A 13652-nucleotide genomic window follows, 5' to 3' on the forward strand; every position below is an offset into this window, starting at 1 on the left:
TAGAGGTCGATTTTGGGAAGTTTGAAGACCGCAGAGAGAAATGAGATAGGATGCAATTGTCTTCAAAATTAACAACTTAAAAAAATAGTAGATGATGGCTTTTCTAAGTTTTTTTGGTCAGAAGTCTCAGATAAACAATAAAATTGTAAAATTTAAACCCTGATTAGTTTACATTTTTAATTGCTATACTCTGCAGCTGCTAGAACGCAATTTACCATCTCAACACAACTCAAAATAAACACGCTTCGGGTTGCTATTACCTCTAATAAAGACAAAGTTGAGCAAAATGTTTAAACATTAAAAAGGGCACTCTTTCAGCTTTAACCGCCAAAGGAATGCCCATAATATTATTATTTCTAGTTGAGTTTTAGCCTGCTAAAACCTTGCTAACCAAGTCTGCTGCTTCTTTTAATGCTATTGCAGAATATACTTTAAGGCCAGAATTATCTATTAGTGCCTTAGCTTCCTCCGCATTGGTACCTTGCAGTCTACAGATTATAGGTACAGGAATATCTCCAATTTCGCTATAAGCATCTATAACACCCTGCGCAACACGATCGCAACGAACAATACCGCCAAAAATATTGATTAAAATTGCTTTAACATTTGGATCTTTTAAAATGATGTTAAAAGCTGCTTTAACCGTTTGAGCATTTGCTGTTCCACCTACATCTAAAAAGTTTGCAGGCTCGCCACCGGCAAGCTTTATAATGTCCATGGTAGCCATAGCCAAACCTGCGCCGTTAACCATACAGCCAACGTTTCCATCTAAATTAACAAAGTTTAAGTTGCTTGCGCTTGCTTCAACTTCCATGGGATCTTCTTCTGTAACATCCCTCATGGCCGCATAATCTGGATGGCGGAACAAAGCGTTTTCATCTAGGTTAACTTTTGCATCAACGGCAATCACTTGATCATCGCTTGTTTTTAACACAGGGTTAATTTCAAACATAGAAGAATCTGTTGCGTCATAAGCTTTGTATAAAGAGGTAATAAATTTTACCATGTCTTTATGTGCGGCTCCCGTAAGTCCTAAGTTGAAAGCAATTTTTCTAGATTGAAAACCTTGCAAACCAACTTTTGGATCAATTTCTTCTTTAAAGATTAAATGAGGAGTATGCTCGGCAACTTCTTCAATATCCATTCCGCCTTCGGTGCTGTACATGATAATGTTACGGCCTTTAGCACGGTCTAAAAGTACACTTACATAAAATTCTTTAGTGGCAGAGGCTCCAGGATAATAAACATCTTGAGCAACCAAAACCTTACTTACCAGTTTTCCTTGAGGGCCGGTTTGAGGAGTAACCAACTGCATGCCGATAATGTCGGTAGCTCTTTGTTTAACTTCTTCTAAATTTTTCGCCAATTTAACACCGCCGCCTTTTCCGCGACCACCTGCATGAATTTGCGCCTTGATCACAACCCAATCAGAATTATAATCTTCTTTGAGTTGCTTTGCAGCTTCAACGGCCTTTTCTGGTGTATCGGCAACGATTCCTTCTTGAATCTTTACGCCGAAACTTTTTAAAATTTGCTTACCCTGATATTCGTGAATGTTCATTTGCTAAAATTTGCTCAAATCTACAATTTCAAAAGCCTCTTAACAAATAGATTCGCGGTTTTTTTACACAAAAGGAGGGGTAACGTTTGTTTTAAAGATGCATTCTTCCTATTTGGGTTTTATCAAAATTCATCTTTTTCGAGTTGGAAGTTGTTAAATTAAGCTTAGATGCAGGCGAGAAAAGCAAACTAATTGCAAAACCTTTTTAAAAGCTACCGCGCACAAAAAGCCCAATAAGTATTACGCCGATAATTAAAAACAATAACCTAGAAAAATATTCTCTGATGTATAAACCTGTTAAAATAGTCAATTCCTCATCTACATTGCTCTTAATCATTCCGCTGCCAGTTCTTGCCTTGTAGAAAACCTGTTTGTCGGTTCCATTATTTAAACTCCACTCGGTAATCCAATTTCTCTGGTACAAAAATTTAAATGAATCGCCATTTGTAAATTTAATTGTTGCATTTAAAGCAAGCCAGTTAAACGTAATAACTGCAAGAACCTCATTCCTATTGTTTAAGAGCAAGGTTTCGGCCTTACTAAGGCCTTGGGTTTTGAAAAGATAAATACCTGTCTGCGTGGTTGCAATGGCAGAGTTATGCCATGACTCAAAATTGAGCGCATATTTGAGCAACCCCTGGCTAAGAACCTGGTATTTACTATCAAATGTGTCTTTGTTCCAATTAAAGTCGTGGTTCATTAAAAATTCATTCTGTTATAGCTTTACGACCTTTAAAAACTTTCTTTGTTACAGCAATTAGCCAAAACCCTTTGATATTTGACCTTCGGAAGATAATCTAGGTAGGCTCGAAGCAATATCCTCGATTTTTTATAAAGCTTAGAAATTTGGTTTAAGCACATATTTATTGTAAAATCTAAAAATATGTTCGGCTGCCTCTTCTGCGGTATCTACCAATCTAAATAGATTTAAATCCTCTTCGTGTATGTTGTGTTCTGTTTTGAGCATTACATTTTTTATCCAATCTATTAAACCAGACCAATAAGGTTTACCCACTAAAATAATAGGAAAGCGCGCTATTTTGCCCGTTTGAATTAATGTTAACGCTTCAAATAACTCATCCATTGTACCAAAACCGCCTGGCAGTACAACAAAGCCCTGGCTGTATTTCATAAACATCACCTTGCGGATAAAGAAGTAATCAAATTCTAGCAGTTTGTTATGGTCTATGTATTTGTTGTGAAATTGCTCGAAGGGAAGCTCGATGTTAAGGCCAACAGACTTTCCGCCATTGGTGTAAGCGCCCTTATTTCCAGCCTCCATAATGCCCGGGCCACCGCCCGTAATTACGCCATAACCTCTTTCGGTAAGCAATTTACCGCATTTTTCTGCTATTTTATAATATTGGTGCGTTTCTGGCGTACGCGCTGAACCAAAAATGGTAACACAAGGGCCAATTTTGGCAAGCTTTTCAAAGCCATCTACAAACTCGGCCATTATTTTAAAAATCTGCCAAGAATCTGTTACTTTTATCTCTTGCCAATCTTTATTCTCGAAAGCACTTCTTATTTTTTCTTCACTCGTCATTTAATCGTATTTAAATTTTAGTATCTCGTCTGTTCTAAAGACTTTTTGCCTGTAAACCAAAGTAGTAAAAAGGTAATTAGCCCGTTTAAAACAATAAGTTCGAAGCCCAACGCATAGTTAAACCATTTTACAGAATGTTCTGCAATAATGTAGCACAGCACTGGCGAAAGTAAACAGATGTAGGGCACTAATTTATCGGCCACAGCTTTATTTGTTAACATTCCAAATGCAAACAAACCTAACAATGGCCCATAAGTGTAGCCCGCCGCGGTAAATATAGCATTAACCACAGAATCATCATTTATAATTTTAAAAACTAAGATTACAGCAACCATCACTACCGAAAAGCCAGCATGTACCCAATGTCTTTTACTTACCAACTTTGGGTCGTTTTGATCAGCCTTTTTATCAAAATGTAAAAAATCTACACAAAAAGAAGTAGTTAGGGCGGTAAGTGCAGAATCTGTTGTGGCAAAAGTTGCTGCGGTAAGTCCGAGCATAAATATAATTCCCGGGATGATGTTTAGATGTCTGAGTGCAATTTCTGGATATAAGCTGTCGGGCGTTTTCAAGGCTGCTACGTCTATTCCATTTTGTGCTGCATATAGGTAAAGCAAGGCGCCCACGCTTAAAAAGAAAATGTTCATCACCACAAATACCCCGGTAAACGTAAACATGTTCTTTTGCGCTTCCTTAATTGTTTTCATGCTGAGGTTTTTTTGCATCAAATCTTGGTCTAAACCAACCATGGCAACGGTAACAAAAACTCCGCCCAGAAATTGCTTAACAAAGTGCAGCTTGTTTCCCAAAAAGTTATCCCAGAAAAAGATTTTGGAGTAGCTGCTGTTTTTTACCGCTTCGAAGGTGCCCGCTACATCTAAATTTAACGATTTGGCGATGAAAACAATCGACAGCAACACCGAAAGAAGCAAAAATACGGTCTGCAAGGTATCGGTTATAATAATGGTTTTTAATCCCCCTTTATGCGTATAGGCCCAAATAAGTACTAGGCAAATGACAATGGTGATCCAGAAAGGAACATTCCATGCATCGAAAATAAATTTCTGCAATACAATGGCAACTAAATAAAGCCTAAAGGCAGAGCCAACGGTTCTGGAGATTAAAAAAATAACCGCACCAGATTTATAACTGTATTTGCCCAACCGCCGATCTAAATAGGTATAAATAGAAACCAAGTTTAGCCTATAATAAAGCGGCAACAATACTGTAGCGATGATAATAAACCCGACTGCATTACCCAAAATAAACTGAAAATACCCGAAATCGCTCTTTCCAACGGCTCCAGGTACAGAAATAAAGGTCACCCCAGATAGGGCAGTACCAATCATTCCAAAAGCAACCAGGTACCATTTAGAATTTCTATTTGCAATAAAGAAAGAAGAATTATCAGAATTGTTTTTAGAGGTTAGATAGGCAACTCCAATGAGCACCAAAAAATAACCCAAAAGAAAAGACAGCAGTACAAGTGGACTCATAAATTATATTTAGCCGTTAAATGTAGTAAAAACGGTTTTTAAAAAGACGGTTTTGTGAAATATTTACGTCGCCGCCATTAAGGCGTAATCAAAAAATACCAGTGGCTAAAAAAAAAGTCTCAACGGAAGCAATTATAGAGTTTTGGCCAGTTAGCAGTTTTTTAGAGCCCTAATTCCTACAATGCTGTAAATTTTATGGAGATGACTGGATGTTGAGCGAATCGTTAACAGATCTGTACCAAAATTATTCCGAGTAGTAAAGGTTCTGATTTGCTTTTCAGTGGATTTTAAATATTTTAGAGTATAATTTTTTCTAAGCGAATGAGCTGAAATCTAATATTTGACTTCCGAAGGCTAATTCAAAGTTTTAGTCACTTTGCATGTTAGAAAATCTCTTCTTGAGCATTTCCAAAGCACTGCCCAGCCAAAAATCAGTGCTTACAAGGCCGCTAGCTGTTTCTCCAGTACCAAAGCGTTCTACAAAGACTTTTTTGTTTGGCTCTAATTTATTACCTGTTAGATTTAAAAAAAGATCACTTAAAAGTTCGGCAAAACTTTCCTCGGTTTGCGGTCTTTGAAAAGAATCAATCTTTAGTTTCATCTCGTTCCAAAGAAGTGGATCGCCTTTAAGTTCCCAAGTAGCAGGTTTTTCTGTAAAAAGTGTGGATAATGGTAGGATTTGCATATTCTTAGATTTTAATTAATAGCACCATCGGATCCCTCAACTGATGGGTAAATTCCGGTTAGTTCTATTTATAACAGTAAATTTGTAATTTTGTTGTATTTCTATCTTGACATACAAGCATACTATGTTTTTTTAAAAACGATAATACTATCGTTTTGTCATTTAATTTGAAGTAGCCAGCTAATCAATTCGCGGTTGTCTACAATGCTCCAAGAGTGTGGATGGCGTTGATGATTTGGCTCCCGATAGCCTTTATTTTCTGTGGTAACTAGAATTGCATTCTTGTTGCCAAGCCTTCTCAGCTCGTTAATCATTGCCGAGCAGTCTAAAACATTCATGTTCGAAAAGTCGGCATTTCGATTTTTCAACCACCATTGTACATCTGGTTCGCAGTATATAATAATCGGAAAGTCTACTATTTTCTTAATAGCTGTCTGGCTAGTATCTGAATAAGAGTAGGGAGAAATTTTATAATAATTTTCCGGAACATCCTGCGGCTCGCCTCCCATCAGTTTTTTAATGTTGTCGACCATAAAAACATTCTCTTGGTTATAACTTCCATCAGTTGTAAGTATAATGTCTCTACTTGCCGAGATAAAAAATCTTTCAAAATCAAGAGTTGGGTCGATTGCAAATATTGCTGTAGGTTTTAAATCAGTTTCTTCTGCGAATTTAATAGCGCAGCTTCCACCAATTGAAAACCCGCCAATAAAGAGTTTTTCATTTTTCAGCCCGTGCTTTTTTCTAACATCTTGCAAAATCGATTTTAAAGATTCTTGGCTAAGGTTATCAATTCCGAAAGAGAGTCTGCCTTCTTGAAAAGTTGGTATAATGGTTAACAGTCTGCTTTGAGCCGCTAAAATTGGAAGGCCTGTTTGTTGCAACACACTTTCTGCAGTTTCTCCAAATCCTGGAATAATCACTAAATAACCTTTCAGCGGAAATTCAGCTGGATATAAAATCGTGTAGCAATTTCGCGTTGAGTCAGTTTTATCGAGAAAGACTTTTTCTTTTTTTTGTGCAAGGGCATTCAAAAAACTGAGAACTGTTAAGGTTGTAAATAGAATTTTCTGCATTTCTTCTAATAAGGATTGTGATGTTGGATAAACTTAATTGACCCTAATTTGTAGAAAATATTGCATCGATAAAGAAAATATGCGAGTTAGTAAATATGCAGTTAAAATGTACGTTTCTCAACTTTTACTAGTTGGTTGAAATCAGAATATCTTATCCAGATGGGTTCGGCACAGATGTATGCTATATCCGCCCATTTTTCCTATTCCTTTCCATCTGGAAAATTCTTAAAATAAATTTCTTTTAGTCTGTTCAGTTCTGCTTTCTTTGGAATTTTGGTAATTCCTTCATATTGAATGGTTTGTTCGTTCTCCCATCCAATTACAAATGAAATTAAAGAATTTGACATTATATTTGAATACTTACGAGATTTAGAAGATGTATCGAAAACGATTTTCAAATCTGGCGTTACTGCAATGCCAACAAGTGCCGATTCCGAATTTTTATCCGCTGATACAGTAGCTACGACGGCAACTTTGTTTTTATAGATAAAATCGTATAAAAATTCTTTTGTCATTTGGTAAAAACTTATTCATGATACCCACTTTCTACAAGCCGCTTTGAAATCCACCAGTAATTTCCACTTGGATCTATTACGCCAGATTGCCGATCTTGGTAATCCATGTCGGCTGGTTCAAATTCTACTTTAGCACCATGGTCTACCGCTCTTTTGTGCATCTCATCTACATTTTCTACGTACAAATAAAATGCTGTTCGCATTTCCATATATTGCCCTCTTGCCTGACTGATCATAAAACAAGAACTGCCTATTTTTAAAATCACATTCGCAATATCTTTGGTTTCGGGGTTGATGGATCGGTTGAGTTCTTCTGCATAAAATGCTTTTTTTAAAAAATCAATCAGTTCACTCGGATTTTCTACCATTAAATATCCGCTAACGGTGCCGAATCCTTCCGGGCGATAGGTGTTAAAGATTTTGATCATGATCTTGTTTTTTGCTGAAAGCCGCTTACGTTTAGCATCGAATATTCTAGAGTTAGAAAATTCTAACACGAATCATCCTTATTTTTAATCTATATACGCGGTGTCCTCGCCAATCTTATATCGAAGTGTATTGTTTCTCGAACTGTTTTTAATGTTTAACGCGCCACGCATGCGGTATTCAAATTTGCCAGTAACAATCATTTCATTTGTTTTACTATCAAAAACTATTTTATCTGCATGCGTAATTTCGAGTGCATCAGTTTTAATAGTAGCGTCGCCAAAAAGCTTCAAAATTGTTTTGTCTTTACTTAAGCTTGTACTATCATTACACTTATAAGACAAAATGGGAGTTTTTTTAGATGTTGTGCTTTCTTGAGCAAATGCATTGAAGCCAAAAAGAAGGAGGGACAGTAGGAGTAGATTTTTCATACTTGTGGTGATTGATTACTTATCTAAGATACAAAGGAAATGGGAAATGACAAAATGAGATTATTATACGAAAAAAATGTAAGGCATAACTACCTTATAGGCGTCAAGATGCCATCTGAGTTTTTATTGAGCTTCATTTTTACCAGTACTTCATGTAGTGTTTCGGCAGCTAAGCCGTGTAAAACCAATCTATAAGCTGCACTGTAGGTGGTTACAGGTACCATTGGATGTTTATTATTAATCAATCCCAAATGCCCGGGAGTTCCCAAAATTTGTGAAGTATAAATGGCAATTGTTTCATCCAATTGTAGTGAATTCGATGCTCTTACGAAATCATTTGAAGTTAAAAACAACTGATAAAAAGGCGTAAACAACTCGATGGCAGAACGTAGATCTAAAATATTTGTCCAGCGATTTGGAAAATCAATATGGTCAAATCGATCTTCCGTAATCATGTCGAAGTTAATTTTCTCTGGGCGCCCAATCGTTATATTCTTTTCTTTTAATTGTCTGTTCAAGTGAATAACAAAATTGTATAGGTTTAAATCGTGCTTTAAAAACAAATCATCCTTAACATCCTCAAAATTTTTGGGTTTTAAAGGATTTCCTACTATCGCAACATCTTTAACATTACCTCCAATAAACTGCAAAATCTCGGTGCCAATATTGAAGTGTCTAAATATAAGCAAGTTTGCATGTGGACTTACAAATCGGCGAAGTCCCCATGATAAGATACGATGTAAGACTTTTGAGGAGTTGATTAGCTTTGGAAAGAAAAACTTAAATATATGGATGAAAAACATGGTTATTTTAGACCAAAGCTGAACCAATGGCAACAAATACTTTGCTGATTTGGATGAATTATCTTTCATCAAAGCCAATTTTGTAGCGTGATTAATCGGAATGCTATCATCTAAAAGCAATGCCAACCAAGGGTTGGGATCTCTTTCATCGTGCGCCGACATGTCCATATTTTCGTCTATCATAACTCTGTTTAATAATTGCCCAATTCTTCTAATTGCATTTTGTATAATTTAGCTGTAATCTTGGCAGTTTTAACTAGCCGTTTAGCTACCTCCATATTCATTTTTGGATGATTTAATGCTTTTTCTAAGTTATGAAAATGGTTTTCATCGGCCACACCATGATAGGTAAAAAAAGACACCTGATTGTTTTCCAAATTTAATTGGTCTTTTATCATCTCTCCCCAAAAACCCGCTAGTCTTTTACCAATACCTTCTATAATAAACATAGAACCGAGCAAATCTATTGGGTTTGCCTTACTTGCTTGTTGAAACATAAATGAAGTAAGCGCAACAGTACCAATATTTTTTTCGCCCGCTTGTATCGTTTCGATGTGTTCCCCTAATGCTTCAAAATTTTTTTCGAGCATTTGATAGTCTTTATGCTCTGTGGCAGTATGTTTTATAAACGCCGAGCGCAACTCAAATAAATCTATATCTATATTGGATGCAGCACGAGATATCCATTGAGAACCATCTATTACCTGCTGCCTTAAATCCATCAACAATAATTTGTAATCTGAAATGCTCAGTTTACCATCGTGTATTTTAGTTATAATAGGCACTCTAAGCAATTCCGTTTCAAAGTCGATCCATATTTGCGCAAGGTTTCTAATCAGCCATTCAGAAGTTTCATTCTTATCGATAACTAATTCAGGAGATTCAATTTTTCTCAGAGGATATTTTTTTGCTTTCGATTCTGCTTTTCCTGTTACGGTAAGCTGCATAAACGACGTAACAAAACGACCACTTTCTGGTACCATGCAAAGTATTTTATCACCTTCCTTTAACTTTCCAGAATGCATCAACTCATCCAACATAATAAAAATAGAGGCCGCGCCAGTATTTCCTTTTGAACTGAGGTTGCTAAACCATTTATCATCAGCAATCTCGCCACCACCTTTCAGCATCAACTCCTTTATCGGCTCTTTAAATATCTCTGAGGAATAATGGCAGCATAGCCAATCAACGCTATCTTTTATGATTTTTCCTTGGTCAATCAACTCAAAATAATGCGCCACACCGATTTTAATCACCTTATCTAATAGCCTGGTGTCTTGCTTTAAATTGATTGCTCCGGCTTTAGAAGCTTCTTCATAACTTGGATAATCCAACCATGTTTGCTCTTCCTCATTTTTATTATCTGTTTTTCCGGTAAACATACAGACAGGAAATTCGTTCGCGTGAGATTTTATATCAATCCAATTTATTTTTAAGGAAATGCCGCTCTCATTTTTTTTGTTTTGAAGGACAAATGCTCCAGCACCATCAGAGAGCATCCATCTTAAAAACTCCGCATCGAAAGGCAAAGCGTCTACTTTTTGTGCTTCAAAACGAGATGCCTTAAACATTCTACTTGCCAACTCGCTGCCAACGCAAACAGCATTTTGTTTTTCGTTACATTTAATTTGAGAATATGCATTTTTGAGTGCCATAATTCCACTAGCACAAACGCTTTGAAAACTTGCTACCTCACATCTGTTAAAGTCTAGCCCAGCGTGTACCATGCTTGCAAAACCAGGGATGGGTAAATCTCCTTGGGTGGTTCCAGTGCACAATAATTCTACTTCAGAGCTTCTAAGGCTGCTTTTTTGCAATGCCTCGTTCACCGCATGTATGGCCAACTGCGCGTTAGAATGTGTAGTTTTTTGTTCTCTGTTTAACGCATAGTGGCGGGTTTTAATTCCATTTTGTTTTAATACACGTTCTTTAGCCCGACTGTCTTCGCCATTTATACGCCCTAAAAAATCTTCGATTTCTTCGTTAGAAACTGCCTCGTTTGGTAAAAACGTACCTGAACTTGTGATATATACTTCGTTCATCAATTATTTATTATGCTTAGAAAATAATTTATCCAAAAAATTAAGCGAAAAGCCATAGTTTCTTCTACCTCTGCTGTGGTGTTCATTATGGTAAGTGCCAAAGAGCGTCCAGCTTGTACCTTTTCCATCTCCAAATCGGTAGTTGCAATGTCCTGCAAAATTTATTAAAATACTCACTAATGGATATGTAAATACAGCGATGATAGAAAAAGGTATAAACGGAACGATGGTTAAGGGCATGGTGCTTAATAAAAGTGCTTCTACCCAGTGAAAACTGTACACAGAATAAGCGGTGGGTGTTTTTGATTTATGATGAATGAAATGAAAATGTTTCATCATAAATTTTTGATGCATTATTCTGTGCGCAATATAAAAATGGACTTCATTCCAAAGCGTAAGAATGATAAGGCCTATCAGAATATTAAGCCAAGTATTGGGTAATAAATTTATCGTATCAATCCTTATTAAATAGATGATTGGGATAATTGAAAACCCAAAAACAATGATTGATTTTATCGAGTGTTTTATTTCGAAAGTAATCTGCTCATTTGAAACCTTTTTACCTTCGATTTTATTGAGTAGGCGTTTGCGTTCTAGTATTTTGCAAATGGATAAAAACAAAAACCCTATGCCGAAGTATAAAAACAAGAAGTACGCAAAAGTTAAACCGTATAATACGATGTAAGAATCTTTAAATAAGATGTGCTCAATTAAAAGTCCCACTACTTATCGTAATTTATGTTGAATTGAGTTCTCAAACGGGTTTAATCTAATCTATGTTACGCCTTATTTCATCTAAGATATAAATTTTTACATCATCAAACTCATTTCTTTCTTTTTACAAGATTTCGTATCCTTAGAGTTGGGAATAGCTACGACATCATTTATCCAAAATCATTTTTAACTTTACCACATGCAGGCTTCTCGATTAGAAACAGAAAATAACTTTGGTAATTTAGAGCTCTTATCCAATCAAGTGGTTGAAGGTTTTATAACAGGCCTGCATAAAAGTCCTTTTCATGGATTTTCTGTGGAGTTTGCAGAACACAGGCAATATAATGTGGGTGATAATGTAAAGAATATCGATTGGAAATTATACGCAAAAACCGATAAACTGTATAGTAAACGTTATGAGGAAGAAACAAACCTACGTTGCCAATTTGTGGTAGATGCTTCTTCTTCCATGTATTTCCCGGAAGGAAAAAACAACAAATTGGCTTTCTCGGTAAAGGCGGCCGCTGCCTTAATGATGTTGCTAAAACGGCAAAGAGATGCTTTTGGACTAAGCCTTTTTACAGATGAAATCATCTTAAATTCTGATGCAAAATCTACTAACGCACACCAGAAATACCTATTTGCTCAAATGCAGAGTTTGTTAGATGAAGAAAATAAACCGGCAACAACCAATATAAGTTATGCACTTCACCAAATAGCAGATTTGGTGCACAAGCGTTCACTGATCATTATCTTCAGCGATTTATTGACAACTGAAGGAAATTCGGAAAGTATTGATGAGTTTTTTAATGCGCTACAACATTTGAAATTCAACAAGCACGAAGTAATTATTTTCAATGTATTAGACAAAGATAAAGAGGTAGACTTCGAGTTCGACAATAGACCGCACCAATTTGTAGATATAGAAACCGGAGAAACGGTTAAGGTGCATACCAATCGGGTAAAAGAAAATTATAAGAAAGCTTTCGTTGCTTATCGTCAAGAAATTGCATTAAAATGTAGTCAGTATAAAATAGATTTGATAGATGCGGATATTGCAGATGGTTATTTCCCAGTGTTGCAGGGCTATCTCATTAAAAGACAAAAAATGGGTTAAGTTTTTGCTAGCAGTTTTTAATTCGGCTTGTAAAGGCGCAAACATTCGCTCACTTTTAATGTTTGCTTTAAAAAAACTTTAAACCGATCAATACATGGAAATTTTACAAAAGGGTAGGCAAGCACCCGATTTTGAACTGTTTGCGACGCCCGATCAACGCCTAAAACTATCAGATTTTAAAGGGAAGAATGTCATTCTAGCTTTTTATCCAGCAGATTGGAGTCCAGTTTGCAGCGACCAAATGGCACTCTATAATGAGATGCTAAAGTTTTTTAATAAAAAAAATGCTCAGCTTTTAGGTATATCTGTCGACAGCGCTTGGTGTCATGGCGCATTTGGCAAGGATAGAAAATTACATTTCCCATTATTGGCAGACTTTGAACCTAAGGGCGAAGTAGCTAAAGCTTATGGCGTATATGACGAAAAGGCAGGAGAGAGCAAGCGTGCTTTGTTTGTAATTGATGGTGAAGGTAAGATTTCTTGGAGTTATCTATCGCCAACTGCCGTAAACCCTGGCGCAGATGGAATATTAGATGCATTAGATGAACTAGAAAAAAATAAATGATGAGTAAATTAAAAACAGCAGTAAACGAAGAAGACCACATTCAGGGAAGTAGCGATGCAAAGGTGATTGTGGTAGAATATGGTGATTATGAATGTCCGCATTGCGCCCATGCGCACCAAGTATTAAAAAATATTGTCGATTATTTTAAAGGACAAGTTGCACTGGTTTTTAGAAATTTTCTACTTACAGAAGTACACCCAATGGCTTATCCAGCCGCAATTGCCGCAGAAGCAGCTGCGAAGCAAGGCAAGTTTTGGGAAATGAACAATGGCCTGTTCGAGCATCAGGACGATTTATCAGAGGATTTATTCATCCAACTTGCAGAACAACTTGGCTTGAATGTTCAGCAGTTTCAAGAAGATCTTGACCAGTCGGGTGAATTAGAAGGAAAAATAGATGCAGATTTTGAAGGCGGTGTAAGGAGTGGGGTAAATGGTACACCTTCGTTTTATGTAAATGGAGAAAAATTTGACGGTGGGGCAGAAGATTTGTTCGATATGTTACGAGAAAGTAGTGAATAAAAAACCTCATATACGATTAAGTATATGAGGTATCAGATAAGGGTAACCGGAAAACTAAAAAACTGTTTATGAATTTTAGAGTTAACAAAACGGAAATCGCTTCTTGTGTTTTGTTATTTCAAAGGTGCAGTTTCTTTATGAAGAAAACATGAAG

15 protein-coding genes are annotated in these 13652 nt (G+C 36.4%); 3 read left to right on the forward strand and 12 right to left on the reverse strand.

What is annotated here, in order from left to right:
* Nucleotides 1-367 precede the first annotated feature (367 nt).
* The 12 genes from sucC to ABIB40_RS01440 form a co-directional block, all read right to left on the reverse strand.
* Nucleotides 368-1561: an ADP-forming succinate--CoA ligase subunit beta gene (gene sucC, locus ABIB40_RS01385; protein ID WP_354355181.1), complete on the reverse strand. Its 1194-nt coding sequence runs from the start codon at nucleotides 1559-1561 to the stop codon at nucleotides 368-370.
* A 205-nt stretch (nucleotides 1562-1766) separates the two neighbouring features.
* Nucleotides 1767-2261 (reverse strand): hypothetical protein, encoded by a 495-nt coding sequence (locus tag ABIB40_RS01390; protein ID WP_354355183.1) that lies wholly within the window; start codon nucleotides 2259-2261, stop codon nucleotides 1767-1769.
* Nucleotides 2262-2399: 138 nt separating this feature from the next.
* Entirely contained in the window at nucleotides 2400-3107 is a 708-nt protein-coding gene (locus ABIB40_RS01395; protein WP_354355185.1) for an LOG family protein, read from the reverse strand.
* Nucleotides 3108-3124: 17 nt separating this feature from the next.
* Nucleotides 3125-4603: a sodium:solute symporter gene (locus tag ABIB40_RS01400; RefSeq protein WP_354355187.1), complete on the reverse strand. Its 1479-nt coding sequence runs from the start codon at nucleotides 4601-4603 to the stop codon at nucleotides 3125-3127.
* Nucleotides 4604-4970: 367 nt separating this feature from the next.
* The gene (locus ABIB40_RS01405; RefSeq protein WP_354355189.1) at nucleotides 4971-5288 is read right to left on the reverse strand and encodes a hypothetical protein; all 318 of its coding nucleotides are present in this window, start codon (nucleotides 5286-5288) and stop codon (nucleotides 4971-4973) included.
* 158 nt (nucleotides 5289-5446) lie between these two features.
* Nucleotides 5447-6364 (reverse strand): hypothetical protein, encoded by a 918-nt coding sequence (locus ABIB40_RS01410; RefSeq protein ID WP_354355191.1) that lies wholly within the window; start codon nucleotides 6362-6364, stop codon nucleotides 5447-5449.
* A gap of 200 nt (nucleotides 6365-6564) precedes the next feature.
* Complete coding sequence (locus ABIB40_RS01415; RefSeq protein WP_354355193.1) at nucleotides 6565-6879, reverse strand: pyridoxamine 5'-phosphate oxidase family protein; 315 nt, start codon at nucleotides 6877-6879, stop codon at nucleotides 6565-6567.
* A gap of 11 nt (nucleotides 6880-6890) precedes the next feature.
* A complete protein-coding gene (locus tag ABIB40_RS01420; RefSeq protein WP_354355194.1) occupies nucleotides 6891-7307 on the reverse strand; it encodes a VOC family protein in 417 nt (138 codons plus the stop codon).
* An 84-nt stretch (nucleotides 7308-7391) separates the two neighbouring features.
* A complete protein-coding gene (locus ABIB40_RS01425; protein WP_354355196.1) occupies nucleotides 7392-7736 on the reverse strand; it encodes a hypothetical protein in 345 nt (114 codons plus the stop codon).
* A gap of 89 nt (nucleotides 7737-7825) precedes the next feature.
* Entirely contained in the window at nucleotides 7826-8722 is an 897-nt protein-coding gene (locus ABIB40_RS01430; protein ID WP_354355198.1) for a DUF6999 family protein, read from the reverse strand.
* Nucleotides 8723-8730: 8 nt separating this feature from the next.
* The gene (locus tag ABIB40_RS01435) at nucleotides 8731-10581 is read right to left on the reverse strand and encodes a beta-ketoacyl-ACP synthase III (protein ID WP_354355200.1); all 1851 of its coding nucleotides are present in this window, start codon (nucleotides 10579-10581) and stop codon (nucleotides 8731-8733) included.
* Between the two features lie 3 nt (nucleotides 10582-10584).
* A complete protein-coding gene (locus ABIB40_RS01440; protein ID WP_354355202.1) occupies nucleotides 10585-11304 on the reverse strand; it encodes a sterol desaturase family protein in 720 nt (239 codons plus the stop codon).
* Between the two features lie 190 nt (nucleotides 11305-11494).
* Here ABIB40_RS01440 and ABIB40_RS01445 point away from each other — a divergent pair, with 190 nt between their 5' ends.
* The 3 genes from ABIB40_RS01445 to ABIB40_RS01455 all read left to right on the forward strand — a co-directional run bounded on the left by ABIB40_RS01445 (nucleotide 11495) and on the right by ABIB40_RS01455 (nucleotide 13498).
* On the forward strand, nucleotides 11495-12412 hold the full coding sequence (locus ABIB40_RS01445; RefSeq protein ID WP_354355204.1) for a DUF58 domain-containing protein: 918 nt from the start codon (nucleotides 11495-11497) through the stop codon (nucleotides 12410-12412).
* Between the two features lie 94 nt (nucleotides 12413-12506).
* A complete protein-coding gene (locus ABIB40_RS01450) occupies nucleotides 12507-12977 on the forward strand; it encodes a peroxiredoxin (protein WP_354355206.1) in 471 nt (156 codons plus the stop codon).
* The gene (locus ABIB40_RS01455; RefSeq protein ID WP_354355208.1) at nucleotides 12974-13498 is read left to right on the forward strand and encodes a DsbA family protein; all 525 of its coding nucleotides are present in this window, start codon (nucleotides 12974-12976) and stop codon (nucleotides 13496-13498) included. The genes ABIB40_RS01450 and ABIB40_RS01455 overlap by 4 nt, the downstream gene beginning before the upstream one ends.
* The last annotated feature ends 154 nt before the right edge of the window (nucleotides 13499-13652 follow it).

Source organism: Pedobacter sp. UYP30 (assembly GCF_040547165.1).
GTDB lineage: Bacteria > Bacteroidota > Bacteroidia > Sphingobacteriales > Sphingobacteriaceae > Pedobacter.